The sequence below is a fragment of the Nocardioides lijunqiniae genome, assembly GCF_015024225.1.
Taxonomy (GTDB): Bacteria; Actinomycetota; Actinomycetes; order Propionibacteriales; family Nocardioidaceae; genus Nocardioides; species Nocardioides lijunqiniae.
Map to the genome: position 1 here is coordinate 212,840 of NZ_JACJGM010000003.1, position 26,540 is coordinate 239,379.

The following is a 26,540-nucleotide window of genomic DNA, read 5'->3' on the forward strand; positions in this document are numbered from 1 at the left end:
GCGCCCCGCCGCCGTGCTGTGGGACATGGACGGGACGCTGGTCGACACCGAGCCGTACTGGATCGACGTCGAGTTCGAGATCGCCGAGCAGCACGGCGGCACGTGGAGCCGCGAGCACGCGCTCCAGCTGGTGGGCAACGACCTGCTCTCCTCGGGCCGATACATCCGCGAGCACATGGGCATCGACCTGAGCGCCGAGGAGATCGTCGAGCGGCTGCTCGACGGCGTCGTCGCCCGGGTGTCCGACGCGGTGCCGTGGTGCCCGGGCGCCCGGGAGATGCTCCTGGCGCTGCGTGAGGCCGACGTGCCGATGGCGCTGGTGACGATGTCCTACGCGCGCTTCGTCGCCCCGATCCTCGAGCAGCTCCCGCCCGGCACCTTCGACGTCATCGTCACCGGCGACCAGGTCACCCAGGGCAAGCCGCACCCCGAGCCCTACCTCACCGCCGCCGCCTCCCTCGGGCTCGCGCCGGAGGACTGCGTGGCCGTCGAGGACTCCACCACCGGCACCACCTCGGCCGTCAGCGCCGGCTGCCAGGTCCTGGTCATCCCCAACCACGTCACCGTCGCCCCCGGCCCCCGCCGCCACTTCCGCGACTCCCTCCTCGGCCTCACCGTCGCCGACCTCGCCGCCCTGCGCTGACCCGGGGCCGCGCCCTGCGTCCGGAGGACGTGTGGTTTGGTCACCAACCGCAGGTCTGCGGCCCCGCAACGTGCGGTCTGTGACCAAACCGCAGGGTCGCCGAAGGGCGTCCCACAGCGCTGCCGGCGCCATGGCCGTGAAGCCGTCCGGCACGGCCGACGACGGACCGGGGTGCGCGTGCCGTGCGGTTTGGTCACAGACCGCACGTCAGACGGCCTGAAACCTGCGGTTGGTGACCAAACCGCAGGGGGGAGCGTCAGCCGAGGGCGGGCTCGTCCGGGCCGGGAGGAGGATCAGCGACGACGGGGTCGACGTCCGGCAGGGGCGGGGGAGTGCCACCCCACTCCGGGCAGATCGCCTGGTGGGCGCACCAGTCGCAGAGCTTGCTGCGCCTGGGCCGCCAGTCCTGGGTCTCGCGAGCGAGGCGGATCGCCGCCCAGACGGCCTCGACCTTGCGCTCGGTCGCGAGCAGGTCGTCCTCGTCGGGGACGTAGCGCAGGATCTCGCCGTTGCCGAGGTAGACCAGCTGGAGCATCGCGGGCACCACGCCGCGGGTGCGCCAGATGACCAGCGCGTAGAACTTCATCTGGAACAGCGCCTTCGCCTCGAACCCCTCGGTGGGCGAGCGGCCGGTCTTGTAGTCGACCACCCGGATGGCGCCGTCCGGGGCGATGTCGAGACGGTCGACGAAGCCGCGCAGCAGCAGCTTGGAGTCCAGCAGGGCCTCGACGTACAGCTCGCGCTCCGCCGGCTCCAGGCGCTGCGGGTCCTCCAGGGAGAAGTAGCGGTCGAGCACCACCCGGCAGGACGCCAGCCAGGCGGCGACGTCCGGGCCCTCGGTGCCGAACATCTCCGCCACGCCCGGCTCGGCGTCCAGCAGCTCGTTCCACGCGGGCATCAGCAGACCTCGGGCCTGCTCCGGCGTCCGGTCCAGGGCCGGCAGGTCGAAGAGGTTCTCCAGGACGCGGTGGACCACCGTGCCGCGGACGGCGTCCACGGAGTACGGCTCCGGCAGCTTGTCGATGGTGCGGAAGCGGTAGAGCAGCGGGCAGGTCAGGAAGTCCCCCGCGCGGCTGGGGGACAGCGCCCCCAGCACGTCGACCCCGTCGACCGGGGTGGAGACGCGCTCGGCCGGGGAGGGCGACGTCGCGTCCTGGACCGTCATGCTGACCTCACGCCCCGACCCTAGGTCAGCCCACCGACACCACCCGCGGCCGCCGCCCTCCCCACACCGCCGCTCACATCGCCGCCCTCACCGCCGCCCCGGGGGACGCCGTACGGTCGGATAGGTTCGGTACGTGTCAGACCCCGCCCCACGCCCGGCTCCCCGCCCTCCCGGGACCTTCAAGCTGGGCACGATCGCGGGCAGCGACGTGCTGGTCTCCTCGTCGTGGTTCCTCATCGCCGGGCTGATCGCCTACCTCTACGCCCCCGTCGTCGAGCGCGCGCAGCCCGACATGGGCGTGTGGAAGTACGTCGCCGGGCTCGCGTTCGCGGTCATCCTCTACGGCTCGATCCTGCTCCACGAGGCCTCGCACGCGATCGTGGCGCGGCGCTTCGGGTTCTCGGTCCACTCGATCACCCTGCACTTCCTGGGCGGCATGACCTCGATCGAGGGGGAGTCGCGCACGCCGCGCCAGGAGTTCTGGATCGCCGTGGTGGGCCCACTGACGTCGCTGGCCGTGGGGGGAGTGGGCGTCGGGCTCTGGTTCGTGACGCCCGACGGCCTGCTGCTGGTCGCGGTCGAGGGGCTGGCCGGCGCCAACCTGCTCGTCGGAGTGCTCAACCTGGTCCCCGGCCTCCCGCTGGACGGCGGGCGGGTGCTCAAGTCGGCCGTGTGGCAGGCCACCGGCAACGTCCACCGCGGCACCATCGCCGCCGGGTGGGGCGGTCGCCTCACCGCCGGCGCCGTCCTGCTGTGGCCGCTGCTGCAGGAGGAGCTGTTCGGGCGCCCGCCGGACATCTTCGACTTCCTGCTCTCCCTGCTCATCGCGATGTTCCTGTGGTCCGGCGCCACCGCGGCGATCACCTCGGGCCGGCTCCGCTCCCGGCTCCCGGACCTGCGGGCCCGTGACCTCGCTCGCCGTACCCTCGCCGTCCCGGACGACCTGCCCCTGTCCGAGGCCGTACGACGCGCCCAGGACGCCGAGGCCGGCAGCATCGTCACCGTCACCAGCAGCGGCCGCCCGGTCGGTGTCGTCAACGAGGCGGCGCTCCTGGCCACGCCCCCGGACCGGCGCCCGTGGGTCGCGGTGTCCACGGTGGCGCGCTCGCTCGACGACGGCCTGAGCCTGCCGGTCACCATCAACGGCGAGGACCTGATCGTCGCGATCAACCGCACGCCGGCCGCGGAGTACGTCCTCGTCGAGGACGACGGCAGCGTCTACGGCGTGCTGTCCACGGCCGACGTCGACCGAGCGTTTCGCCAGTGACCCCTCGCCGCCAGTAGGGTTCCGCGGTGTCCTCGACTCTCCCGCACGATGACGATGTCGACCCCCGAGCCTGGTCCGGGGTCCACCGCGGCCCCCTGCGCGAAGGCGAGTGGGTGCGCCTCGTCGACGCCAAGGGCCGCAAGCACAACATCTGCCTCGAGGCCGGCAGGACCTTCCACACCAACCGCGGCGGGATGTCCCACGACGACCTGATCGGGCGCGAGGAGGGCTTCACGGTCACCTCCACCTCGGGTGGTGAGTACCTCGTCTTCCGGCCGCTGCTCTCCGAGTTCGTGGTCTCGATGCCACGCGGCGCGGCCGTCGTCTACCCCAAGGACGCGGCCCAGATCGTCGCGATGGCCGACATCTTCCCCGGCGCCGACGTCGTCGAGGCGGGCGTGGGCTCGGGTGCCCTGACCTGCTCGCTGCTGCGTGCGGTCGGGCCCTACGGCCGCGTGACGTCCTACGAGCGGCGCGAGGAGTTCGCCGACGTCGCCCGCAAGAACGTCACCCAGTTCTTCGGCGCCCCCGACGGCGAGACGCACCCCGCGTGGTCGCTGCGACTCGGCGACCTCGCCGAGGAGCTGCCGACCACCGGCGAGCGCTACGACCGGGTCATCCTCGACATGCTCGCGCCGTGGGAGTGCATCGACGCCACCGCCGACGCGCTGCGTCCGGGAGGGATCGTGTGCGCGTACGTCGCCACGACCACCCAGCTGTCGCGGTTCATGGAGACGGTGCGCCTGCACGGCGGCTTCACCGAGCCCCAGGCGTGGGAGTCGCTCGTGCGCGACTGGCACGTCGAGGGACTCGCCGTGCGCCCGGGCCACAAGATGATCGGCCACACCGCCTTCCTCGTCACCGCACGCCGCATGGCGCCGGGCCAGAAGGCGCCCCTGAAGCGGCGGCGTCCGGCGCCGGGCGCCTACGGTCCCGACTACACCGGCCCGCGCGCGGAGGGGCTCACCGAGGAGCCGACCGAGGTGATGGACGGCGGCACCCCGAGCACCGACGCCTCGGGGGAGTCGTCGGGGTCGTGAAGCCCTTCCTCCTGCTGTCGATCCGCTCCGAGCCGGAGGCGGTGACGGAGGAGTACGACGCGTTCCGGCGCTTCCTGGGGGTGACACCCGCGGAGCTGGAGACCCGGTCCCTGGCGACGGGCCGGCTGGGCGAGGTGACGCTGGACGACTGGTCCGGCATCCTGCTGGGCGGCGGAGCCTTCACCGTCTCCGACCCCGACGAGCGCAAGTCGGACGCCCAGCGGCGCGCCGAGGACGACCTGGGCGTCCTGCTCGACCTGGTCGTCGCGGCGGACTTCCCGTTCCTCGGCGCCTGCTTCGGCATCGGCACGCTGGGCACGCACCAGGGCGGCGTGGTCGACACGAGCTACCCCGAGCCGGTCGGACCCCTCGAGGTCACCCTCACCCGCGAGGGGGCAGCCGACCCCTTGTTCGCGTCGGTGCCGCGCGACTTCACGGCGTACGGCGGTCACAAGGAGGCCCTGTCGCGGCTGCCTGCGCACGCGACGCTGCTGGCCACCTCCGAGGCCTGCCCGGTGCAGGCCTTCCGGGTGGGAGAGCACGTCTACGCCACGCAGTTCCACCCCGAGCTCGACCTCCCCGGCATCCTGACCCGGATCGCCGTCTACTCCACCTTCGGCTACTTCGACCCCGGCGAGGTCGCCGACCTGCAGGCGGCCGCCGCCCGCGTCACCGTCACCCACCCCGGTCGGCTGCTGCGCAACTTCGCCCGGCGCTACGCGCGCTGACGTTCTCTTCCCAGGGCAGCCGGTGTCGCCAGGCCCTTGCGGTTTGGTCACAAACCGCAGCTCCGACGGCCCCGACCTTGCGGTTGGTGACCAAACCGCAGGGGCACCGAGCACCCTGTCCAAATCGTGACCAACACCGCGAGGCAACGACTTCCGTTGCGTGTCCGCCCGGGTAGGGTCGCAAGAACAGGAGGTGGGCCTCATGTCGATGTCAGATGGTGTGTCCAGCAACAAGGGTCGGAGCCCCGACGAGCTCGAGAGCCAGGTGCGCTTTCTCGAGGCCGAGGTGAGCGACCTGCGCCGCCGGCTCAGCGACGCGCCGACGTACTCACGCGGCGTCGACCTACGGCTGGCCGACGCCCAGCGTTCGCTGTCGGCGGTGACGTCGCAGAACGAGCGCCTCGCCGAGACGCTGCGCGAGGCGCGCGACCAGATCATGAAGCTCAAGGAGGAGGTCGACCGGCTGGCCCAGCCGCCGGCCGGGTTCGGGACGTTCCTCGCCCGCAACGACGACGACTCGGTCGACGTCTTCACCGGCGGTCGCAAGCTGCGCGTCAACGTCAGCCCCTCCGTCGAGCTCGACGAGCTGCGCCGCGGCCAGGAGGTCATGCTCAACGAGGCGCTCAACGTCGTCGCGGCCTTCGACTACGAGCAGGTCGGCGAGGTGGTGATGTTCAAGGAGCTGCTAGCCGACGGCGAGCGTGCCCTGGTCATCGCCAACGCCGACGAGGAGCGCGTCGTACGCCTGGCGCAGCCCCTGCTCAGCGACACCATCCGGGCCGGCGACTCCCTGCTGCTCGACTCCCGCGCCGGGTACGTCTACGAGAAGGTGCCCAAGTCCGAGGTCGAGGAGCTGGTGCTGGAGGAGGTTCCCGACATCGACTACGAGTCGATCGGCGGCCTGTTCGGGCAGATCGAGCAGATCCGCGACGCCGTCGAGCTGCCCTACCTGCACCCCGAGCTCTTCCTCGAGCACGAGCTCAAGCCGCCCAAGGGTGTCCTGCTCTACGGCCCCCCGGGCTGCGGCAAGACGCTCATCGCGAAGGCGGTGGCCAACTCGCTGGCCAAGAAGGTCGCGGCCAAGACCGGCCAAGAGGGGAAGTCCTACTTCCTCAACATCAAGGGCCCCGAGCTGCTCAACAAGTACGTCGGCGAGACCGAGCGCCACATCCGGCTCGTCTTCCAGCGGGCCCGCGAGAAGGCCAGCGAGGGCACGCCCGTCATCGTGTTCTTCGACGAGATGGACTCGCTCTTCCGCACCCGCGGGTCGGGCGTCTCCTCCGACGTCGAGAACACCATCGTCCCGCAGCTGCTCAGCGAGATCGACGGCGTGGAGCTGCTCGAGAACGTGCTGGTGATCGGTGCGTCCAACCGCGAGGACATGATCGACCCCGCCATCCTGCGCCCCGGTCGCCTGGACGTGAAGATCAAGATCGAGCGGCCCGACGCGGAGTCGGCGCGCGACATCTTCTCGAAGTACCTCACTCCGAGCCTGCCGCTGCACGCCGACGACCTGGGCGAGTTCGGCGGAGACCGCGACGCCTGCGTCGCCGGCATGATCCGCGCGACGGTGGAGCGGATGTACACCGAGACCGAGGAGAACAGGTTCCTGGAGGTCACCTACGCCAACGGTGACAAGGAGGTCCTCTACTTCAAGGACTTCAACTCCGGCGCCATGATCCAGAACATCGTCGACCGGGCGAAGAAGATGGCGATCAAGGACCTCCTCGACCACCAGCAGCGCGGACTGCGCGTCTCGCACCTGCTGCAGGCGTGCGTCGACGAGTTCAAGGAGAACGAGGACCTCCCCAACACCACCAACCCCGACGACTGGGCCCGCATCTCCGGCAAGAAGGGCGAGCGGATCGTCTTCATCCGCACGCTCATCACCGGCAAGCAGGGCACCGAGCCGGGTCGCTCCATCGACACCGTCGCCAACACCGGTCAGTACCTCTAGCCGGCCGTACGTCGCCGCTCCTCGGCCTTGCGGTTTGGTCACCAACCGCAAGGCCGAGGGCGTCAGACGTGCGGTTGGTGACCAAACCGCAGGGCTCGGCGACCGTGCGGCTCAAACGGCCTGCTTGCGCGCACGCCCGGCCGAGCAGTACGTGAACGGCCTAACGAGCGACGGCCCAGGCAGGTAGCCCTGCTCCAGCCCGGTCGGCACGAGGCCGGCCTCGGCGAGCACCACGGGCACGTCACGCGTCAGGTGGCAGCCGCCGGCGACGCGACGCTGCACGGGCTCGAGGCGGCGCTGCCAGGTCTGCACGCGAGGGTCCGGCGCGAGCCCGTGCTCGAGGAAGTGCAGCGACCCGCCCGGCCGCAGCACGCGGCGTACCTCCGCGAGCGCGCGGTCGACGTCGGGGATCGTGCACAGGGTGAACGTCGACAGGACGGCGTCGTACGTCGCCTCGTCGGCGTCGAGCCGCTGCCCGTCGAGACCCACGCGCTCGATCGGGACACGCGCTCGCGCCCGGCGCTGCGCCGAGAGGTCCCAGGCCAGGTCCGAGGGCTCGACGGCGTCCACGCGGCGTACACCGAGCGGGTAGTGACCGATGTTGAGCCCGCTCCCGAAGCCGAGCTCCAGGACGCTGCCCGTGAGCTCGGCGCACACGAGGGCCCGCCGCTCAGCCACCTCCGGGCTGCTCAGGGACGCCTCGACCAGGCGGGGCACGACCCGGCGCTCCCACCAGCTCATCTGGGTGCCTCCCCCCGCGCGCGGCACGGACCGAGCAGGGCCCGCGGCGTGCTACCTATGTACTCCCGCGTCACCCGATCGAGGTGACCGTCACGGTCGGAGACCCCCATGATCAAGATCCTCGTCATCATCGTCGTCGTGCTCGTCATCATCTACCTCGCGCAGATGGTGCTGCGGAAGCGCTGAGCAGGCGCTCGGCCCGGCCCCGTACCCTCGAGCCATGAGCGTACGGCGGGTGATGGGCACCGAGGTCGAGTACGGCATCTCGGTGCAGGGGCAGCCGCTGGCCAACCCGATGGTGGCGTCCTCGCAGGTGGTCAACGCCTACGCGTCCGCCACCGTCCGGGCCCGGCGGGCGCGGTGGGACTTCGAGGAGGAGTCGCCGCTGCGTGACGCGCGCGGCTTCGACATGGCCCGCCAGGTGGCGGACCCCACCCAGCTGACCGACGAGGACCTGGGCCTCGCCAACGTCATCCTGACCAACGGCGCCCGCCTCTACGTCGACCACGCGCACCCCGAGTACTCCACGCCCGAGGTCACCAATCCGCTCGACATCGTGCTGTGGGACAAGGCGGGGGAGCAGGTGATGCTCGACGCGCAGCGCCGGGCCGCCGCGCTGCCCAACGGCGTCGCCATCGCGCTGTACAAGAACAACACTGACAACAAGGGCGCCTCCTACGGTGCCCACGAGAACTACCTGATGCGGCGCTCGACCCCGTTCGCCGACATCGTGCGGCACCTGACGCCGTTCTTCGTGAGCCGCCAGGTGGTGTGCGGCGCGGGGCGCGTCGGCATCGGCCAGGACGGGCGCGAGCACGGCTTCCAGATCAGCCAGCGCGCGGACTTCTTCGAGGTCGAGGTCGGTCTCGAGACCACGCTGAAGCGCCCCATCATCAACACCCGCGACGAGCCGCACGCGGACCCCGAGAAGTACCGCCGCCTGCACGTCATCATCGGCGACGCCAACCTCGCGGAGGTCTCGACGTACCTCAAGGTCGGGACGACCTCGCTGGTCCTCGCGATGATCGAGGACCGCTTCATCGGCCCCGACCTCACCGTCGACGGCGCGGTCTCGGCGCTGCGGGCCGTCTCCCACGACCCGACGCTGAAGCAGACGTTCACGCTCACCGACGGCCGCACCCTGACCGCGATCCAGCTGCAGCTGGAGTACCTCGACCTGGCCAGGAAGTACGTCGAGGACCGGCTGGGCGCCGATGCGGACGCGCAGACGCTCGACGTGCTGGCGCGCTGGGAGTCGGTCCTCGACCGCCTCGAGCGCGATCCCATGCTGTGCGCCACCGAGCTGGACTGGGTCGCCAAGCTGAAGCTGCTGGAGCAGTACCGCTCCCGCGACGGTCTCGACTGGGACGACGCCAAGCTGCAGCTCATCGACCTGCAGTACTCCGACATCCGCCCCGACAAGGGCCTCTACAACCGGCTCGTCGCCGCGGGTCGCATGGAGCGCCTGCTCGACGACGAGGCGGTGGTTCAGGCGATGCACGACCCGCCGGAGGACACGCGCGCCTACTTCCGCGGCCGGTGCCTGGAGAAGTACGCCGAGGACGTCGCCGCCGCCTCCTGGGACTCGGTGATCTTCGACCTCCCCGGCCGCGAGTCCCTCCAGCGCGTGCCCACGATCGACCCCCTGCGCGGCAGCCGGAGCCACGTCGGCGACCTCCTCGACCGCTGCGACACCGCCGAGCAGCTCTTCGCCGCCCTCACCCGCTGACCTCGTCCGGGGCTGCGGTTTGGTCACCAACCGCAGGCCTGAGGGGCTCGACCTTGCGGTTTGTGACCAATCCGCGACGGCCAACCCCCGACTGGATAGGGTCGAGGCATGGCCCAGGAGCAGAAGCAACCGCGCAAGTCCTCGGAGACCGAGGAGTCGACCGAGGTCGCCCCGGAGAGCGATGTCGCCGAGCGCAAGGAGTCCCTCGACGGCGACGTCGACGCGATCCTCGACGAGATCGACGAGGTGCTGGAGTCCAACGCCGAGGACTTCGTGAAGTCGTTCATCCAGAAGGGTGGCCAGTGAGCGACCCGCGCCTGCCCGCCTCGTACCTCCAGCCGGGCATCTCCTCCTTCAGCGACTTCCTGGCGGGGGAGTCACCCGAGCTGCTCCCGAGCCGGCGCGCGTTGCCGCAGGGCCAGGCCGGTGATCTCGCGCCGCACGGCACCACCATCGTCGCGGCGACGTTCCCCGGCGGCGTGGTGATGGCGGGCGACCGCCGCGCCACGATGGGCAACATCATCGCCCAGCGCGACATCGAGAAGGTGTTCCCCGCCGACGAGTACTCCGTCGTCGGCATCGCCGGCACGGCTGGGCTGGCCGTGGAGATGGTGCGCCTGTTCCAGACCGAGCTCGAGCACTACGAGAAGATCGAGGGCACTACGCTCTCGATGGACGGCAAGGCCAACCGGCTCGCCGCCCTCATCCGCGCCAACCTCGGCATGGCCATGCAGGGGCTCTCGGTCGTCCCGCTCTTCGCCGGCTTCGACATGCGCCAGAGCCAGGGGCGGATCTTCAGCTACGACGTCACCGGTGGTCGCTACGAGGAGACCGCGTTCTACTCGGTCGGCTCGGGCTCCCTCTTTGCCAAGGGCTCGCTGAAGAAGCTCTACCGCGAGGACCTCGACGAGACCCAGTGCGTCACTGCCGTCCTCCAGGCGCTCTACGACGCCGCGGACGACGACTCCGCCACCGGCGGACCCGACATGGCCCGCAGGATCTTCCCGGTGGTGCGCGTCATCACCGTGGAGGGCGGGCGTCGCCTGGGCGACGAGGAGGTCGCCGAGATCGCCGACCGCGTCATCGCCGGGCGCATGATCAGGCCCGACGGGCCGGGGGCACCGCTCACCGGTGGCACGACGGGAGGCCAGCGATGAGCATGCCCTTCTACGTCTCGCCCGAGCAGCTGATGAAGGACCGGGCCGACTTCGCGCGCAAGGGCATCGCCCGCGGGCGCTCGGTCGTGACGGTCCAGTACGGCGACGGCATCCTGTTCGCCTCCGAGAACCCCTCCCAGGCGCTGCACAAGGTCTCCGAGATCTACGACCGGATCGCGTTCGCCGCCGTCGGCCGCTACAACGAGTTCGAGAACCTCCGCATCGCCGGCGTCCGGCTCGCCGACATGCGTGGCTACGCCTACGACCGTCGCGACGTCACCGGCCGGGGCTTGGCCAACGCCTACGCCCAGACGCTCGGCACCATCTTCTCCAGCGGCGGGGAGAAGCCCTACGAGGTGGAGATCTTCGTCGCCGAGATCGGTGACACCGCCACCGACGACCAGATCTTCCGACTGACCTACGACGGTCAGGTCGCCGACGAGCAGGGCTTCGCCGTCATGGGCGGAGCCTCCGACGTCGTCGCCGGCTACATCAAGGAGCGCTACGTCGCCGACTCCTCGCTCGAGGACGTCGTTCGTCTCGCCGTGGCCGCCCTGGGCCACTCGGCGGACGGCGACCGGGTGATCGACGTAGACCACCTCGAGGTGGCCATCCTGGACCGCACCCGCACCCAGCCCCGCAAGTTCGTGCGGCTCAGCCCCGCCCGGCTGAACGGGCTTCTGGGGGAGCGCGGCCCCTCGAGCCCCGACGAGGCGCTGCCGGAGGACACCCAGCCCGGGTCTGCCTCGCGCGGTGGCAACCCCGACGACCCCCGCGACCCCACCGACCAGACCAGCGGCCACGTCGCTCCCCTGGAGGACCCGGTCACCGGGGAGCCGACCTCGCGCGGCGACAACGGCCAGCAGCCCCCGGTCGCCCCGCCGGCGCCGGACTCCGGTGGCGCTCCTTCCTGAGCCTCGGCGCGACGTCGCCCTGCGGTTTGGTCACAAACCGCAGGGCGAGACGGCCAGATCCTGTGGTCGGTGACCAAACCTCAAGGGCGCTCTACGCGAGCTGACGCCGGAGTACCGCGGCCATCCACAGGCGCGCGGAGGCCGGGTTTGGTTGAGCCCGAGACCGTCCAGGCTCTGAGGCATGTCCGAGGAGGAGAAGGCCCGCGAGGCGATGGCGCTCGCTGTCGCCAGGTCCGTGCGCGAGTGCGGGGCGGTGCTGGGCGAGGTCCGGCTCGCCGGTGCGCGCCGGGTGAGCTTCGGGCTCTACCGTCCGGAGACGGCCGGCAGCGAGGCGACAGAGCTGAGGCTGGACCTCGCGGCCTGGCTCCTGGTGCTGCCTGAGGGAGCGGTCTTCACCCACCTCACGGGGGCGTGGCTGCGCGGCTGGTCGTTGCCGAAGGTTCCGGAGGGGGTCCCGGTGTTCGCGGCCGTACGGGGTGGTCACCGGCGGCCCCGGCGCCCGGGCCTGCTGTGCGCGCGGCTGGTGGGGGAGCCGTCCTACGACCTGCGACACGGCCTGCCGGTCGAGCGCCCGGAGGAGATCCTGCTGCGCACTGCCCGGGACCTCGGGGTCATGGACCTGGTGATCATGATCGACTCCGCCCTGCACCTGGGCGACATCGACGTCGACCGGATGGAGGCGCTGCTGAAGAGCCGCAGACCCGGCGTACGCCACCTGCGGACCGCGTGGCTGCTCTCCGATGGAGCCGCCGAGTCGGCGGGCGAGACGGTGCTGCGCCTCTTCCACCGGGCCATCGGCGTCCCGGTCCAGCCGCAGGTGGAGGTCGTCGACGACGCGGGCCGCCTGCTCGGGCGCGTCGACCTGCTCGTGACCGGCACCCGCGACGTCCATGAGTACGACGGCGAGCACCACCGCGACAAGGTCCAGCAGCGGACCGACCTGCGGCGTGAGCGCGGCCTGGAGCCGGCGTACGTGCGCCGGGGCTTCACCCTCGACGACCTGCTGAACCACCCGGGCACGACGATGCACGAGATCGACCGGGCGCTCGGCCGAGGGCATCGCAGCTCCCGGTTGGAGCGCTGGCGCGTGCTGGTCAGCAACTCGATGTACTCCGACTCGTGCCGGCGCCGACTCCTGCTCCGTTGGCAGCGCGCCACGGGCGTCATCGACTGGTTCGCCGTCGCCTGAGAGGCATGGAGTTGCGGTTTGGGACCAAACCGCAACCGCGCCGCACGAAGAATGAGCGGACGTGTGGACAGGCGCCCCGTAGGGTTTGTCTCGTGGACCGGCGGATCTTCGGCATCGAGAACGAGTACGGCGTCACGTGCACGTTCAAGGGCCAGCGCCGCCTGAGCCCCGACGAGGTCGCGCGCTACCTGTTCCGCAAGGTCGTCAGCTGGGGTCGCTCCAGCAACGTCTTTCTGCGCAACGGCGCCCGCCTCTACCTCGACGTGGGCAGCCACCCCGAGTACGCCACCCCCGAGTGCGACGACATCGCCGAGCTCGTGACCCACGACAAGGCGGGCGAGCGGGTCCTCGAGGGGCTGCTCCTCGACGCCGAGCAGCGGCTGCACGACGAGGGCATCCAGGGCGAGATCTACCTGTTCAAGAACAACACCGACTCCGCGGGCAACTCCTACGGCTGCCACGAGAACTACCTGGTGGGCCGCGCCGGTGAGTTCAGCCGACTTGCGGACATCCTGATCCCGTTCCTGGTCACGCGCCAGATCGTCGTCGGGGCCGGCAAGATCACGCAGACGCCACGCGGGGCGTCGTACTCGGTCTCCCAGCGAGCCGAGCACATCTGGGAGGGCGTCAGCAGCGCCACCACGCGCAGCCGCCCGATCATCAACACCCGCGACGAGCCGCACGCCGACGCGGAGAAGTACCGCCGCCTGCACGTCATCGTGGGCGACTCGAACATGAGCGAGACCACCACCATGCTCAAGGTGGCCAGCTGTGACCTGGTGCTCCGGATGATCGAGGAGGGGGTCGTCATGCGCGACCTCACGATGGAGAACCCGATCCGCGCCATCCGCGAGATCTCCCACGACGTGACCGGCCGGCGCAAGGTGCGCCTGGCGAACGGTCGCGAGGCCAGCGCCCTGGAGATCCAGGGGGAGTACCTCTCGAAGGCCCGCGACTTCGTGGACCGTCGCCAGATCAGCACCCCGCTGATCGAGCGTGCCCTGGACCTGTGGGAGCGCGGCCTCAAGGCGGTCGAGTCCGACGACCTGGGGCTGGTCGACCGTGAGATCGACTGGGTCATCAAGTGGAAGCTGATCGACCGCTACCGCGCCAAGCACGGCCTTCCGCTCGGCCATCCCCGCATCGCCCAGCTGGACCTGGCCTACCACGACATCCACCGCGGTCGAGGCCTCTACTACCTGCTGGAGAAGCGCGGGGCGGTCGCCCGGGTGTCGACCGACCTCAAGATCTTCGAGGCCAAGTCGGTGCCGCCGCAGACGACCCGGGCGCGCCTGCGGGGCGAGTTCATCCGCAAGGCGCAGGAGCGACGCCGCGACTTCACCGTCGACTGGGTCCACCTCAAGCTCAACGACCAGGCCCAGCGCACCGTGCTGTGCAAGGACCCGTTCCGGGCCTACGACGAGCGCGTGCAGCGCCTGATCGACGGCATGTGACCCCTGCGGTTTGGTCACCAACCGCAGGTCTCAGCGCCCCAGGCGTGCGGTCTGTGACCAAACCGCAGAGGCGACACCACCCGCGCCTTGGGGTTCTCTCAGTGACGGCTTGTAGGGTGACCGCGCCGTAACGCTCCGCTCCCGAAGGTGAAAATTCGTGCTCTCACGCCGTCGTCCTGCCGCCACCCTGGCTGTCTCCGTCGTCCTGCTGTCCGCCCTCGCGGCGTGCGGCGACGACACCGCCGACGAGCCGGAGGGTCTCGACGGGCTGGCCGCGGTGGAGATCTCCGGGGAGTACGGCAAGGAGCCGGAGGTCACCTGGAAGGACCAGATGGTGGCCGACGACGTCGACGTCGAGGTCATCAGCGAGGGTGACGGGGAGAAGGTCGCCGACGGCGACCAGGTCCTGGTCAACTTCTGGGTCGGCAACGGCTTCACCGAGAAGAAGACGTTCAGCACCTACGACGAGGGCGGCGCGCCCGAGACGGTCCCGATCACCGACGAGGTCTCCCCGATCTTCAAGGACTCACTCGTGGGGCAGACGATCGGCTCGCGCATCGCGGTGACGGCCTCCGCCGAGGACGCCTTCGGCGAGATGGGCAACCCCGACCTGCAGATCGGCAACCGCGACACCGTGCTGCTGATCTTCGACCTCATGGAGGCCCCCGAGCCGCCCAAGCTCCGCGACGTGCCGGCCCGCCGCCAGCCGAAGGTCATCGAGCGCAAGGGCGAGCCGGTCCGGATGAACTTCGACGGCCTCAAGGCCCCGGCCGCCGAGGGCGACCTGCTGCGCACGATCGTCAAGCAGGGCAAGGGCGCCACCGTCACCGAGGACATGAGCCTCACCGTCAACTACCTCGGCTCGGTCTACGGCGAGAAGAAGCCCTTCGACGAGTCCTACTCCAAGGAGCCGGCCACCTTCGAGCTCACCGGCGTCGTCGCCGGCTGGACCCAGGGCCTCACGGGCGTCAAGGTCGGCAGCCGCGTGCTGCTGACCATCCCGCCGGTCCTCGGGTACGCCGGTCAGGAGCAGGCCGGCATCCCGGCCAACAGCACCCTGTACTTCGTCGTGGACGTCGTCTCCGCCAAGTAGCGATCCCCACGCACGGAGCCCCGAGTGGCGCTGACCCCAGCGCCGCGACCACACTGGACACGCCAGGAAGCGCGGAGCGAGGAGCAACGATCGTGGAGGGGACCGCCGCGGTGAACGAGCGCAAGAGCGAGCGGCTGCTCAACCTGCTGATCATGCTCCTCGTCCAGCGCCACTTCGTCGCCAAGGACCGGATCCGGTCCCTGCTGTACCCCGGGTCGTCGCGCGACGCCTTCGAGAAGATGTTCGAGCGCGACAAGGAGGAGCTCCGCAGCCTCGGCGTCCCGATCGAGGTCGGGCAGATGGACGCCTTCTTCGCCGACGAGCCCGGCTACCGGATCCGTCCCGACGAGTTCGCGCTCCCCGACATCGCGCTGGAGGCCGATGAGGCCGCGATCATCGGCCTGGCCACCAAGGTCTGGCAGCACGCACGCCTGGCCGAGGCCACCACCGACGTCGTCCGCAAGCTGACCGCGCTCGGCGTCCCGGTCGACGTCTCGGCCCTCGACATCGTCCAGCCCCGGCTCAGCGCCGACGAGCCGTCGTTCGACGTGTTCTTCGAGGCCGTGCAGGAGCGCAGCGCGGTGGAGTTCGACTACGTCCGCTCCGGCCAGAGCGAGGTCACCCGCCGCCGGCTGCACCCGTGGGGCGTCGCCCGCTACGCCGGCCGCTGGTACGTCGTCGGGCACGACCTCGACCGCGACGCCGAGCGCCTGTTCCGGCTCTCGCGGGTCCAGGGCAAGGCCCGCAAGGTCGGTCCCGCGGGCGCCTACGAGGTCCCGCCCGGCACCGACGTCGGCGAGGTCGCCCGCCGCCTGGCGCCCGCGCCGCGCCTGGAGCGGGCGGTCGTCCTGGCCCGCGCCGGCACCGGGGTGCCCCTGCGCCGCGAGGCCTCCGAGATCACCACCGCCGTCGTCGGACCCGACGACCGGACCCTCTGGGACCGCCTGGTCGTCACCCGCAGCGCCATCGGCCTGGCCGACGAGCTGCTCGGCTACGGCGCCGACGTGTACGTCGAGGAGCCCGCCGAGCTGCGCCAGGAGCTCGTCGAGCGGCTGAGCGCCGTCGGGGGTGCCGCATGAGCCACACGCCCGCCGGAGCCAAGGACCAGGTGGCGCGCCTGCTGACCCTGGTGCCGTTCCTGCACACCCACGGCCAGGTCCGCATCGACACCGCCGCGGCGGCCCTCGGGGTCCCGGAGGAGCAGCTGGTCACCGACCTCAAGGTGCTGCTGATGTGCGGGCTGCCCGGCGGCTACCCCGACGACCTCATCGACGTCGACCTCGACGCGCTCGAGGCCGGCGTCATCCGGGTCTCGAACGCCGACTACCTCGCCCGGCCCCTGCGGCTGACGCCCACGGAGGCGAGCGCCATCATCGTCGCCCTGCGGGCGCTGCGCGCCGGCGCCAAGGACGACACCCGCGAGGTCGTCGACCGGGCGCTGACCAAGCTCGAGGCGGCGGCCGCCCAGGGCTCCGGCGCGCCGCAGATCGACCCGGGCATCAACGCCGCCGATGCCGACCAGGCCCTGCTCGCCGTACGCCTGCGCGAGGCGGTCGACCGGGGCCGTCAGGTGCGTCTGACCTACTACGTGCCCGCCCGCGACGAGGAGTCGGTGCGCGTCGTCGACCCGCACGGCGTGATCACCCACGGCGGCCTGACGTACCTCGACGCCTGGTGCCACAGCGCGGAGGCACCCCGGCTCTTCCGCCTGGACCGCATCGCCGCCGCCGAGACCCTCGCCACCCCCGTCTCGCGTCCCGACACCGAGCCCCGCGACCTCGGCGACGGTCTCTTCACCTCGTCCTCGGAGACGACACCGGTCACGCTCCGGCTGCGGCCCGAGGCCCACTGGGCCACCGAGTACTACCCGATGGACGCGATCCGCCCCCAGGACGACGGCACGCTCGAGGTGGACCTCCAGGTCGCCGACGAGCGATGGCTCACCCGGCTGCTCCTGCGACTGGCGCCGCACGCCGACGTCGTGGCCCCGGCGTCCTACGGCCGGGCGTTCACGGCCGCCGCACAGGACGCCCTCAGTCTCTACTCACGACCACCGGCGTAGGCTGAACGCGTACGCACCCCGACGAATGAGGTCCCGATGCTCTACCCATTGATCGGCATGCCGGCTGGAGCCGAGTGGCTCGTCATCCTGGCCATCGTCATCCTGGTGTTCGGCGCCGCCAAGCTGCCCGCCCTGGCTCGCAGCACCGGCCAGTCGCTGCGCATCTTCAAGGCCGAGACCAAGGGCCTGCGCGACGACGACGACCCGACCGAGCCCACGCCGCCGGCCACGCCCGCCGGCGAGCTGCCCACGGCCACGCCCGAGGCGACGGTCGCCCCGGTCGAGCCCGTCGCCGACCCGCTCCCCGGCGCCACGGAGCACCAGACCCCCCGCAACGGCTGAGCCCGGAGCGGCCTGAGAGCATCGCCGCGTGTCCATCTCCGGCATCGCCAAGCTGTTCGTCGGCACCCCCGTCCACCCCGTGGGCGACGACGGGCGGATGGCGCTCTCCGACCACCTGCGGGAGCTGCGCGCCCGCATCCTGAAGGCGACCCTGGTCGTCCTGCTGGGGATCGCGGGCTCGCTCTTCTTCTTCGACCAGCTCTACGACCTGGTCTACGACCCCTACCTCCGCGCGCAGGAGAACCTGCCCGAGGGAAGCACCGTCGGCACCACGGGCGGGCCCGGCGGCGGGCTCATGCTCTACCTCAAGCTGTGCGGCCTCTCCTCGATCGTGATCACCAGCCCGTTCTGGCTGTACCAGATCTGGGCCTTCATCCTCCCCGGACTGCACGCCCAGGAGAAGCGCTGGTCACGGATCTTCGCGGCCATCGCGGGTCCGCTCTTCGCGGCCGGCATCCTGCTCGGCTACGTCACCCTGCCCAAGGGCCTGGAGATCCTGATCGGCTTCAACCCGCCGGGGCTGACCAACCTGGTCGACTTCAACGACTACCTGACGTTCTTCAGCCGCACGCTGCTGGTGTTCGGCATCGCCTTCGAGATCCCGCTGTTCGTGGTCCTGCTCAACCTCGCCGGCGTCGTCACGGGCAAGGGCCTGGGCAACCACCGGCCCTGGATCATCGTGGGGGTCTTCATCTTCGCCGCGGTGGCCACGCCGTCGGCCGATCCGTTCACGATGACGTTCATGGCGGTGCCGATGGTGCTGCTCTTCCTGCTCGCCGAGCAGATCGCCCGGTTCAACGACCGCCGCCGTGCGCGCCGCGACCCCAACGCCGAGCTCTCGCCCGACGAGGCCTCGGTGCTGTGACCACCGCACGCAGGGCCACCGCCGCCACCGAGGTCGACCCCTTCGACCTGCCCGGGTGGCTGGGGGAGTCCGAGGTCACCTGGAGCACCGACGAGGGGCTCCGCGCGGGCCACCTCGTCGCCGGTCGCCTCAGCGGCGCCGGCGAGGAGCTGCCCTGCGACCTGCTGGCCGTCGACGAGGCCTACCCGCAGCCGGTCACCGACACCGCGCTGCGCTCGAGGGCGCACCAGGCCTGGCGCCACGGCCAGCTGCACCTGGCGTCGTACGACGGCCGTCTCACGCTGCTCGTGCCCGGCACCGGCTTCGACGCCGACCGGGTCCTGGAGGCCCTGGCCCGCCTGGCGATGGCCGTCGGCGCCGCGCCGGAGCGCTACGCCGTCCACCTCCGCATCGGCGGCCGCTAGCACTAGGCTCCGAGCGTGCCCGGCACCCGCAGGATCGCGCTCCTCGCCAACCCCACCGCCGGTGGCGGCAAGGGTGCCCGCATGGCCGAATCCGCCCTCGCCCGGCTGCGCAGCCGGGGGCACGATGTCCAGGCGCTCCAGGGTCGCGACGCCGACGAGGCGCTGGACATCGCCCGGGCCGCCGTCGCCGACGGCGTCGACGCCCTGGTGGTCGTGGGCGGCGACGGCATGGTCCACCTCGGGGTGCAGGCGGTGGCCACGACCGGCGTACCGCTCGGCGTGGTCCCGGCCGGCACGGGGAACGACGTGGCCCGCTACGCCGACCTGCCACGCACCGACCCGGTCGCGGCCGTCGACCGGCTGCTCGCCTGGCGGCCCCGGACGCTGGACCTCGCCGTGAGCCAGGGCCGCTACTTCACCACCGTCATGGCCGCGGGCTTCGACGCCGTCGTCAACGAGCGCGCCAACCGGATGGCCTGGCCGCGGGGCCAGATGCGCTACAACCTGGCCACGCTCGCGGAGCTGCGGACCCTCCAGCCGCTCGACTACACCCTCGACCTGGACGGCACGGTGCTCCGCGTCCCCGCCGTCCTCGTGGCGATCGGCAACGGGCCGTCGTTCGGCGGCGGCCTGCGCATCGCCGAGGGGGCGCTGCTCGACGACGGGCTGCTGGACGTCGTCGTCATCAAGCCGATCGGCCGCCTCGAGCTGGTGCGCACGTACCCGCGGCTGTTCCGGGGTACCCACACCACGCACCGGCAGTACGAGCGGCACCGGGTGCGGCGGGTCACGGTTGCAGCGCCTGGCATCGTGGGGTATGCCGACGGGGAGCGGTTCGGGCCGCTGCCCCTTACCATCGAGAGCGTTCCGGGAGCCCTGATCCTGCTGTCATGACCACCTCCGACCAGTCGTCCGCCCGTCCGGGGCTGGGCGCCGACCTCACGCCCGCCGACGCGACGCCGGGAGAGCCCGGCCCGGCCGAGCGCTATGCCGCCATGCGCCGCGACCGCCAGCACCCGGTGCTGCGCGACTTCGCCTCCCACTACGACTTCCCGCTCGACGACTTCCAGGTCCGCGCGTGCCGCGAGATCGAGGACGGCCGTGGCGTGCTGGTCGCGGCTCCCACCGGGTCGGGCAAGACGATCGTGGGCGAGTTCGCCATCCACCTGGCGCTCGCGACCGGCCGCAAGGCCTTCTACACCACGCCGATCAAGGCCCTGTCGAACCAGAAGTTCCACGACCTGGTCGCCCGCTACGGCGCCGACCAGGTCGGCCTGCTCACCGGTGACAACACGATCAACGGCGAGGCGCCGATCGTGGTCATGACCACCGAGGTGCTGCGCAACATGCTCTACGCCGGCTCGCGCACCCTGCTGGGCCTCGGCTTCGTGGTCATGGACGAGGTGCACTACCTCGCCGACCGCGCCCGCGGGGCCGTCTGGGAGGAGGTGATCATCCACCTCCCCGAGTCGGTGGCGCTGGTCTCCCTGTCCGCGACGGTCTCCAACGCCGAGGAGTTCGGCGAGTGGCTGGCCACCGTGCGCGGCGAGACGACCACGATCGTGGAGGAGCGGCGACCGGTCCCGCTCTACCAGCACGTCATGGTCGGACGGCGCCTGCTGGACCTGTTCGCCTCCTCCGACGTCGACGCCGCGGCCGGCTTCGTCAAGGAGGGCGCCCCGGTCAACGACGAGCTCAACCGCATCGCGCGCGACGACTGGGCCTCGGCGCGGATGAAGGACCGGCGCAACCCGAAGGGGCGCGGCGGTCGCTCGGGCGGACCGCGCCAGGTCGGCAACGGCCGGCGGGTGTGGATCCCCAGCCGCGCCGACGTCATCGAGCGTCTCGACCGCGAGGGACTGCTCCCGGCGATCGTGTTCATCTTCTCCCGGGTCGGCTGTGACGCGGCGGTCACGCAGTGCCTCAGCGCCGGCGTCCGCCTCACGACGCCCGAGGAGCGCGACGAGATCGTGGAGTTCGTCGAGGCGAGCTGTCGCGACCTGCCCGAGGACGACCTGCACGTGCTCGGCTACCACGACTTCCTCGACGGGCTGAGCCGCGGCGTGGCGGCGCACCACGCCGGGATGCTGCCGGCGTTCAAGCAGTGCGTGGAGGAGCTCTACGTGCGCGGGCTGTGCAAGGTGGTCTTCGCGACCGAGACGCTCGCGCTCGGCATCAACATGCCGGCGCGCACCGTGGTCATCGAGAAGCTGTCGAAGTGGAACGGCGAGACCCACGCCGACATCACGCCGGGGGAGTACACCCAGCTGACGGGTCGAGCCGGTCGTCGCGGCCTGGACGTCGAGGGCCACGGCGTCGTGCTCTGGCAGCCCGGGATGAACCCCCGCGAGGTGGCCGGGCTCGCCTCCACCCGCACGTACCCGCTGCGGTCGTCGTTCCGCCCGTCGTACAACATGGCCGTCAACCTGGTGCACCAGTTCGGGCGCGAGCGCAGCCGGGAGCTCCTGGAGCAGTCGTTCGCGCAGTTCCAGGCCGACAAGGCCGTGGTCGGCCTGGCGCGTCAACTGCGCAAGGCCGAGGACGCGCTGGACGGCTACGTCGAGGCGGCGACGTGCCACCTCGGCGACTTCATGGAGTACGCCGGGCTGCGCCGCGCCATCAGCGACGCGGAGAAGAACGCCAGCCGGGCGCGCCGCTCGGACCGGCGTGAGGAGGCGCTGGCCTCGCTGGCGCGGCTCAAGGTGGGCGACGTGATCCAGGTGCCGGCCGGCAAGTTCGCCGGCTTCGCCGTGGTCGTCGACCCCGGCTACTCGCCGGAGGGACCGCGGCCCTACGTCGTGACCGCCGACCGGCAGGCCCGGCGGCTGGCCATGATCGACTTCCCGGTGCCGGTGGAGGCCCTGACGCGGCTGAAGGTCCCCAAGAGCTTCAGCGCGCGCAACCCGCAGATGCGCCGCGACCTGGCCTCCGCGCTCCGCTCGCGCACGCACGACCTGACCCCGCCGCCCTCCGCCACGGGCCGGCGTGTGGACGGCGGGCTGCCGCCGGCGGTCGTGGACGAGATCGACGCGCTGCGCGCCGAGCTCAAGGCCCACCCGTGCCACGCGTGCCCCGAGCGCGAGGACCACGCCCGCTGGGCGGAGCGGTGGTTCAAGCTGCACCGCGACGCGGCGACGCTTCGCCGTCGCGTGGAGCAGCGGACCAACACCGTCGCGCGCCAGTTCGACCGGGTGTGCGAGGTGCTGTCGGCGCTCGACTACCTCGCCGACGACGAGGTCACCCCCCGCGGGCGGCACCTGATGCGCCTGTACTCCGACATGGACCTCGTCGCCGCCGAGTCGCTGCGACGCGGGCTGTGGGACGACCTGACGCCGTCCGAGCTGGCGGCGGTGCTGTCGACGCTGGTCTTCGAGGCGCGGCGGCCCGACGACGCCCGGTCGCCGCGGCTGCCGGGTGGTCCGGTCAAGGAGGTCGTGGCCGAGATGGTGCGCCTGTGGGCCGAGCTCGACGAGCTCGAGCGCTCCCACCACCTCGACTTCATGCGCCAGCCCGACCTCGGCTTCGCCTGGATCGCCTACCGCTGGGCCGAGGGCGACGACCTGGACGAGGTGCTCGGCGGCTCCGAGCTCGCCGCCGGCGACTTCGTGCGCTGGATGAAGCAGCTGCTCGACCTGGCCGGCCAGGTCGCCGACGCCGCCGGCGACTCGCCCCTGCGCGGCACCGCCCGCAACGTCGTCCGTACCCTGCGCCGCGGGGTCGTCGCGTACTCCGGGCTCGCCGACTGACGGCGCCGCTGGCCCCGGGGGCCTGCGGTTTGGTCACCAACCGCAGGTCTCGGGGCGGCAGACGTGTGGTTTGTGACCAAACCACAAGGTCCACGGCCCCGAGGGCGCTGATCCCGACCCGGCGTCAGCTGCTGCTGAGTATGTGACCGTCGCGGCGCTCTGCGGCGCTCGCCCCTGCGGTTTGGTCACCAACCGCACGTTCGAAGGCCGATCACGTGCGGTTGGTGACCAAACCGCAGGGGGTACGCGTCAGCCGGCGGCGGCGGCGAGGGCGTCGTGGACGGAGGTGGAGCCGTTGACGAGGTCCCACTGGTGGCCTGCGGCGGCGTCGTGGTCGAGGACGGCGGCGACCACGGCGGCCACGTCGGCGCGGGTGACGTCACCGGGGGTGACGCCCTCGCCGAGGGTCACCGCGCCTGTGGCCGGGTCGTCGGTGAGGCGGCCGGGTCGGATGATCGTCCAGGCCAGGTCGCTCTCGCGCAGGGCGGCGTCGGCGTCGCGCTTGGCGGTGACGTAGGCCGCCCAGACGTCGCTGGTGTCGGCGGGCAGCGGCTCGTCGACGCCGATGGCCGAGACCTGCACGAAGCGGGAGATCCCGGCCTGAGTGGCGCCCTGGATCGACTTGAGCGAGCCCTCCAGGTCGACGGTGCGCTTGCGCTCGATGTTGCCGTCCGGTCCTCCGCCCGCGGCGAAGACGACGGCGTCGCAGCCCTCGAACGCAGCCGCGAACTCGTCCGCGCCCTGCTGCTCGATGTCGAGGATGCGGACCTCGGCGCCGCGGCCCTCGAGCTCCTCGCGGTACTCCTCGCGGCGTACCAGCGCCACCGGCGTGTGCTCGGCGCGGCGCAGGACGGTGATCAGATGACGGGCCACGGCTCCGTGGCCCCCGACGATGGCGATACGGGACATGCCTCCACCGTACGTCGCGCCCGAACCCCCGCCCTCAGCCCGACAGGACGGCCAGGAGCCGCTGGGTGGGGCTCTCCAGGCCGTAGCGCTGGGCGAGCTCCGCCACGGCGTCCGGGTCGGCCGGGGTGCGCGGCAGCCCCCAGCCGCCGCGCTCCAGGTCGATGTCGCGGGCGACGGCCACCACGGTGGGCGCCACCGCGAGGTAGTCGGCGGCCGCCTTGATCTTGCCGCGCGGACCGGGGCCGAGGTCGGCGTCGGGGTCGTGCGCGGCGGCGATGATGCCGTCCATGTCGCCGAAGCGGTTCAACAGCGTCGCCGCGGTCTTCTCCCCGACGCCCGGCACACCGGGAAGGCCGTCGGAGGCGTCGCCGCGCATGGTGGCGAAGTCGGCGTACTGGCGCGCGTCGATCCCGTACTTGGTGCGCACCCACTCGTTGGTGACCTGCTCGTGGTTGCCGACGCCGCGGGCGATGTAGAGCACCCGCACGTCGGTGTCGTCGTCGACCAGCTGGAAGAGGTCGCGGTCACCGGTGACGATGTCGACGGACTGCCCCGCCCCGGTGGCGAGGGTGCCGATGACGTCGTCGGCCTCGTAGCCGTCGGCGCCGATCACCTTGATCCCGAACGCCGCCAGCACCTCGAGGATGATCGGGACCTGCACCTGGAGGGGGTCCGGCACCTCCTCGACGTCCGGCGCCGTGGGGACCTCCTCGACCACGCGGTGCCCCTTGTACGACGGGAGCAGGTCCACGCGCCACTGCGGGCGCCAGTCGTTGTCCCAGCAGCAGACCAGGTCGGTGGGGCGGTACTGGTCGACGAGACGCGAGATGAAGTCCATGAGCCCGCGCACGGCGTTGACCGGTGTGCCGTCCGGGCCCGTGATCTCCGGGACGCCGTAGAAGGCGCGGAAGTACATGGACGCGGTGTCGAGCAGCATGAGGCGGCCGTTCTGCGGGCTGGTCACGCCGGGCATCCTGCCACGCCTCAGCCACTAGTCTGTGCCGCGTGGCAGCGACCGACCTCGAGGCAACCGACCGGAAGATCCTCGAACTCCTGGCCCGCGACGGGCGGATGTCCTTCACGGACCTCGGCAAGGCGACCGGTCTCTCCACCTCCGCGGTGCACCAACGGGTCAAGCGGCTCGAGCAGCGGCGGCTGATCCTCGGGTACGGCGCCACGGTCAACCACGACGGGATCGGGCTGCCGCTGACGGCGTTCATCTCGATCCGGCCCATCGACCCCTCGCAGCCCGACGACTGCCCCGAGCGGCTGCGCGACATCCCCGAGATCGAGTCGTGCTGGTCGGTCGCGGGGGAGGAGTCCTACATCCTCAAGATCCGGGTCCCCACGCCGGCCGACCTCGAGGACCTGCTCGCCCGCGTGCGGGCCTCGGCCAACGTCTCCACCCGCACCACGATCGTGCTCTCCACGCCGTACGAGAACCGCCCGGTCACCGGCTGAGCCGACGCCGCCGTCGTCCCCAGGACCTGCGGTTTGGTCACAAACCGCAGGTCCGAACGCCCGAAACGTGCGGTTGGTGAACAAACCGCAAGGGTCACGGCCCCGCAGGACGGCTCAGTACGCCTGGAGGGCGGCCATGCGGCGGGAGGCCTCGGCGACCTCGGCGGCCTTGAGGGCGGAGGTGTCGAGGTCGCCGTGCTCGGCCCACCACGCCTGGCCCTCGGCGGGCAGGGTGTGGATGGGGTCGTAGTACTCGTAGGTCTTCGTTAGGGCGTCGGACTCCGTGGCCTCGATCGAGGTGCGGTAGTTCTTCGTCCAGTGCGAGATGCCGCGGACCTCGTCGTACGACGCCAGCTGGTGCACCCAGCGCTTGCCGACGAAGGGCACGTCGCACACGATGCGCGGGGTCGCGAAGCCCGGGAGGTAGCCCATGATGTGGTGCTGCAGCCGCTGGGCGTCGGCGACCGAGACCCGCCAGTGCTCCGAGTACGGGATCATGTCGCACATGTAGAAGTAGTAGGGCATGATCTGCGCGCCGTCGAGCAGGCGGAAGCACAGGTCGAGCAGCGCATGCGGGTCTGCGTTGACGCCGTTGAGCAACACGCCCTGGTTGCGCACGTCGCGGATGCCGGCGTCGAGCATCGCGCGCGTCGCCTCGGCGACCAGCGGCGTGATCGAGTTGGCGTGGTTGGCGTGGGTGTGGATGGCGATCGAGACCCCGCGCTCGCGGGCGACGCCGGCAACGCGCTCGACTCCGGCGCGGACCTCCGGCTGCAGCCAGTGCTGGGGCAGGCCCACCAGCGCCTTGGTGGCCAGGCGGATGTCGCGGATGTTGTCGATCTCGAGCAGCCGCGTCAGGAAGTCCTCGAGGCGGGGCCACGGCATGTTGGCGACGTCGCCGCCGGAGACCACGACGTCGCGCACCGACGGGGTGCGACGCAGGTAGTCCATCATCGAGTCGAGCCGGTCGACCGGCTTCGCGGTGAACTTGAGCTTCTCGATGACCGGGGTGGAGTTGCCCACGAGGTCCATGCGGGTGCAGTGGCCGCAGTACTGCGGGCAGGTCGGCAGCAGCTCGGCGAGCACCTTGGTGGGGTAGCGGTGGGTCAGCCCCTCGGCCACCCACATGTCGTGCTCGTGCAGGGAGTCGCGGGTGGCGTGCGGGTGCGAGGACCAGTCGGTACGACGGTCGGAGAACACCGGGATCATGTAGTGGCGCACCGGGTCGGCGTAGAGCTCCTCGGTGAACGAGCCGGCCCCGGCCGGTACGGCGTGCGGCAGCATCGTGTTCATCATCTGCGGCGGCACGAGCATCGACATCGTGGCCCGCTCGGCCTGGTCGCGCTCGAGGTCGGCGTAGAAGCGGTCGTCGACCAGGTCGCCCATCAGCTCGCGCAGCTGCTTGACGTTCTTGACGCAGTGGGCGCGCTGCCACTGCACGGAGGCCCACTCCTCGGCGGTGACGTCCTTCCACCCGGGGAAGCGGGTCCAGTCGGGCTCGACGAGCTCCACCCGCTGGTAGGGGTAGGGCTGGCCGGCCTCCAGCGAGAGGCCCAACGATGAGTGCAGTGACGTCTCGATGCTCATGAGTGCTCCGGGGGTGTGGGTCGGGCGGCGGCGCGTCGGTTGTGGGCCACGCCACTGTGCTGCGTAGACTACGTGGAGATCATTCGG

General features: G+C 71.4%; 25 protein-coding genes. 20 read left to right on the forward strand and 5 right to left on the reverse strand.

Translation table 11 applies throughout. The features are described from left to right. Positions 1–13 precede the first annotated feature (13 nt). On the forward strand, positions 14–643 hold the full coding sequence (locus IRQ30_RS03335; protein WP_338089545.1) for an HAD family hydrolase: 630 nt from the start codon (positions 14–16) through the stop codon (positions 641–643). A gap of 256 nt (positions 644–899) precedes the next feature. Here IRQ30_RS03335 and IRQ30_RS03340 read toward each other — a convergent pair whose 3' ends face one another. Then, a complete protein-coding gene (locus IRQ30_RS03340; RefSeq protein ID WP_193611615.1) occupies positions 900–1,808 on the reverse strand; it encodes a RecB family exonuclease in 909 nt (302 codons plus the stop codon). 133 nt (positions 1,809–1,941) lie between these two features. Between IRQ30_RS03340 and IRQ30_RS03345 the strand changes: the two genes are divergently transcribed. From IRQ30_RS03345 to arc, 4 genes are all read left to right on the forward strand, one after another. After that, positions 1,942–3,075, forward strand: a complete 1,134-nt coding sequence (locus tag IRQ30_RS03345; RefSeq protein WP_193611616.1) for a M50 family metallopeptidase — start codon at positions 1,942–1,944, stop codon at positions 3,073–3,075. A gap of 26 nt (positions 3,076–3,101) precedes the next feature. After that, positions 3,102–4,115 carry a tRNA (adenine-N1)-methyltransferase gene (locus IRQ30_RS03350; protein WP_338089546.1) on the forward strand — a complete coding sequence of 338 codons (1,014 nt, stop codon included), beginning with the start codon at positions 3,102–3,104 and terminating at the stop codon, positions 4,113–4,115. Beyond that, positions 4,112–4,843: a glutamine amidotransferase gene (locus tag IRQ30_RS03355; protein WP_193611617.1), complete on the forward strand. Its 732-nt coding sequence runs from the start codon at positions 4,112–4,114 to the stop codon at positions 4,841–4,843. Before IRQ30_RS03350 ends, IRQ30_RS03355 begins: the two co-directional genes overlap by 4 nt. 202 nt (positions 4,844–5,045) lie before the next feature. Further along, positions 5,046–6,800: a proteasome ATPase gene (arc, locus tag IRQ30_RS03360; protein ID WP_193611618.1), complete on the forward strand. Its 1,755-nt coding sequence runs from the start codon at positions 5,046–5,048 to the stop codon at positions 6,798–6,800. Positions 6,801–6,911: 111 nt separating this feature from the next. Here arc and IRQ30_RS03365 read toward each other — a convergent pair whose 3' ends face one another. Further along, on the reverse strand, positions 6,912–7,541 hold the full coding sequence (locus IRQ30_RS03365) for a class I SAM-dependent methyltransferase (protein WP_193611619.1): 630 nt from the start codon (positions 7,539–7,541) through the stop codon (positions 6,912–6,914). A gap of 220 nt (positions 7,542–7,761) precedes the next feature. Here IRQ30_RS03365 and dop point away from each other — a divergent pair, with 220 nt between their 5' ends. The 14 genes from dop to IRQ30_RS03435 all read left to right on the forward strand — a co-directional run bounded on the left by dop (position 7,762) and on the right by IRQ30_RS03435 (position 22,496). Then, positions 7,762–9,270, forward strand: a complete 1,509-nt coding sequence (gene dop, locus IRQ30_RS03370; RefSeq protein ID WP_193611620.1) for a depupylase/deamidase Dop — start codon at positions 7,762–7,764, stop codon at positions 9,268–9,270. 108 nt (positions 9,271–9,378) lie between these two features. Beyond that, complete coding sequence (locus IRQ30_RS03375; RefSeq protein WP_193606930.1) at positions 9,379–9,576, forward strand: ubiquitin-like protein Pup; 198 nt, start codon at positions 9,379–9,381, stop codon at positions 9,574–9,576. After that, entirely contained in the window at positions 9,573–10,427 is an 855-nt protein-coding gene (prcB, locus tag IRQ30_RS03380) for a proteasome subunit beta (RefSeq protein WP_193611621.1), read from the forward strand. The genes IRQ30_RS03375 and prcB overlap by 4 nt, the downstream gene beginning before the upstream one ends. Beyond that, the gene (prcA, locus tag IRQ30_RS03385) at positions 10,424–11,341 is read left to right on the forward strand and encodes a proteasome subunit alpha (RefSeq protein ID WP_227466885.1); all 918 of its coding nucleotides are present in this window, start codon (positions 10,424–10,426) and stop codon (positions 11,339–11,341) included. Before prcB ends, prcA begins: the two co-directional genes overlap by 4 nt. A gap of 181 nt (positions 11,342–11,522) precedes the next feature. Then, positions 11,523–12,530 (forward strand): hypothetical protein, encoded by a 1,008-nt coding sequence (locus IRQ30_RS03390; protein ID WP_193611622.1) that lies wholly within the window; start codon positions 11,523–11,525, stop codon positions 12,528–12,530. A 92-nt stretch (positions 12,531–12,622) separates the two neighbouring features. Beyond that, positions 12,623–13,984 (forward strand): Pup--protein ligase, encoded by a 1,362-nt coding sequence (gene pafA, locus IRQ30_RS03395; RefSeq protein ID WP_193606927.1) that lies wholly within the window; start codon positions 12,623–12,625, stop codon positions 13,982–13,984. A gap of 157 nt (positions 13,985–14,141) precedes the next feature. Beyond that, a complete protein-coding gene (locus IRQ30_RS24060) occupies positions 14,142–15,077 on the forward strand; it encodes an FKBP-type peptidyl-prolyl cis-trans isomerase (protein ID WP_193611623.1) in 936 nt (311 codons plus the stop codon). Positions 15,078–15,169: 92 nt separating this feature from the next. Next, positions 15,170–16,156, forward strand: a complete 987-nt coding sequence (locus IRQ30_RS03405; RefSeq protein WP_338089547.1) for a helix-turn-helix transcriptional regulator — start codon at positions 15,170–15,172, stop codon at positions 16,154–16,156. Further along, positions 16,153–17,139, forward strand: a complete 987-nt coding sequence (locus tag IRQ30_RS03410) for a helix-turn-helix transcriptional regulator (protein ID WP_193611624.1) — start codon at positions 16,153–16,155, stop codon at positions 17,137–17,139. The genes IRQ30_RS03405 and IRQ30_RS03410 overlap by 4 nt, the downstream gene beginning before the upstream one ends. A 36-nt stretch (positions 17,140–17,175) precedes the next feature. After that, entirely contained in the window at positions 17,176–17,481 is a 306-nt protein-coding gene (gene tatA, locus IRQ30_RS03415; protein WP_227466887.1) for a twin-arginine translocase TatA/TatE family subunit, read from the forward strand. A gap of 28 nt (positions 17,482–17,509) precedes the next feature. Then, on the forward strand, positions 17,510–18,346 hold the full coding sequence (gene tatC / locus IRQ30_RS03420; RefSeq protein WP_193611625.1) for a twin-arginine translocase subunit TatC: 837 nt from the start codon (positions 17,510–17,512) through the stop codon (positions 18,344–18,346). After that, a complete protein-coding gene (locus IRQ30_RS03425) occupies positions 18,343–18,750 on the forward strand; it encodes a hypothetical protein (protein WP_193611626.1) in 408 nt (135 codons plus the stop codon). The genes tatC and IRQ30_RS03425 overlap by 4 nt, the downstream gene beginning before the upstream one ends. 15 nt (positions 18,751–18,765) lie before the next feature. Then, positions 18,766–19,644, forward strand: coding sequence for a diacylglycerol kinase (locus tag IRQ30_RS03430; protein WP_193611627.1), 879 nt, complete (start codon positions 18,766–18,768; stop codon positions 19,642–19,644). 101 nt (positions 19,645–19,745) lie between these two features. After that, positions 19,746–22,496 carry a DEAD/DEAH box helicase gene (locus IRQ30_RS03435; RefSeq protein WP_193611655.1) on the forward strand — a complete coding sequence of 917 codons (2,751 nt, stop codon included), beginning with the start codon at positions 19,746–19,748 and terminating at the stop codon, positions 22,494–22,496. A 249-nt stretch (positions 22,497–22,745) separates the two neighbouring features. Here the strand turns inward: IRQ30_RS03435 and IRQ30_RS03440 are convergent, their stop codons facing one another. Together IRQ30_RS03440 and IRQ30_RS03445 are read right to left on the reverse strand one after the other, a co-directional pair. After that, positions 22,746–23,405, reverse strand: coding sequence for an NAD(P)H-binding protein (locus IRQ30_RS03440; RefSeq protein WP_193611628.1), 660 nt, complete (start codon positions 23,403–23,405; stop codon positions 22,746–22,748). 34 nt (positions 23,406–23,439) lie between these two features. After that, on the reverse strand, positions 23,440–24,369 hold the full coding sequence (locus IRQ30_RS03445; protein ID WP_338089548.1) for a 5'-3' exonuclease: 930 nt from the start codon (positions 24,367–24,369) through the stop codon (positions 23,440–23,442). 41 nt (positions 24,370–24,410) lie between these two features. Here IRQ30_RS03445 and IRQ30_RS03450 point away from each other — a divergent pair, with 41 nt between their 5' ends. Continuing rightward, positions 24,411–24,866 (forward strand): Lrp/AsnC family transcriptional regulator, encoded by a 456-nt coding sequence (locus tag IRQ30_RS03450; protein ID WP_338087697.1) that lies wholly within the window; start codon positions 24,411–24,413, stop codon positions 24,864–24,866. 114 nt (positions 24,867–24,980) lie between these two features. On the opposite strand, the gene IRQ30_RS03455 is transcribed toward IRQ30_RS03450, so the two are convergent. Then, positions 24,981–26,453 (reverse strand): KamA family radical SAM protein, encoded by a 1,473-nt coding sequence (locus IRQ30_RS03455; RefSeq protein WP_193611629.1) that lies wholly within the window; start codon positions 26,451–26,453, stop codon positions 24,981–24,983. Between the last annotated feature and the right edge of the window lie 87 nt (positions 26,454–26,540).

What these genes read in the sequence shown, in the direction of transcription:
- IRQ30_RS03340 (WP_193611615.1), bottom strand. Translation starts at nt 1,808, where the DNA reads ATGACGGTCCAGGACGCGACGTCGCCCTCCCCGGCCGAGCGCGTCTCC.
- arc (WP_193611618.1), top strand. Translation starts at nt 5,046, where the DNA reads ATGTCGATGTCAGATGGTGTGTCCAGCAACAAGGGTCGGAGCCCCGAC.
- IRQ30_RS03365 (WP_193611619.1), bottom strand. Translation starts at nt 7,541, where the DNA reads ATGAGCTGGTGGGAGCGCCGGGTCGTGCCCCGCCTGGTCGAGGCGTCC.
- dop (WP_193611620.1), top strand. Translation starts at nt 7,762, where the DNA reads ATGAGCGTACGGCGGGTGATGGGCACCGAGGTCGAGTACGGCATCTCG.
- IRQ30_RS03375 (WP_193606930.1), top strand. Translation starts at nt 9,379, where the DNA reads ATGGCCCAGGAGCAGAAGCAACCGCGCAAGTCCTCGGAGACCGAGGAG.
- prcA (WP_227466885.1), top strand. Translation starts at nt 10,424, where the DNA reads ATGAGCATGCCCTTCTACGTCTCGCCCGAGCAGCTGATGAAGGACCGG.
- IRQ30_RS03390 (WP_193611622.1), top strand. Translation starts at nt 11,523, where the DNA reads ATGTCCGAGGAGGAGAAGGCCCGCGAGGCGATGGCGCTCGCTGTCGCC.
- IRQ30_RS03410 (WP_193611624.1), top strand. Translation starts at nt 16,153, where the DNA reads ATGAGCCACACGCCCGCCGGAGCCAAGGACCAGGTGGCGCGCCTGCTG.
- tatA (WP_227466887.1), top strand. Translation starts at nt 17,176, where the DNA reads ATGCTCTACCCATTGATCGGCATGCCGGCTGGAGCCGAGTGGCTCGTC.
- IRQ30_RS03435 (WP_193611655.1), top strand. Translation starts at nt 19,746, where the DNA reads ATGCGCCGCGACCGCCAGCACCCGGTGCTGCGCGACTTCGCCTCCCAC.
- IRQ30_RS03440 (WP_193611628.1), bottom strand. Translation starts at nt 23,405, where the DNA reads ATGTCCCGTATCGCCATCGTCGGGGGCCACGGAGCCGTGGCCCGTCAT.
- IRQ30_RS03455 (WP_193611629.1), bottom strand. Translation starts at nt 26,453, where the DNA reads ATGAGCATCGAGACGTCACTGCACTCATCGTTGGGCCTCTCGCTGGAG.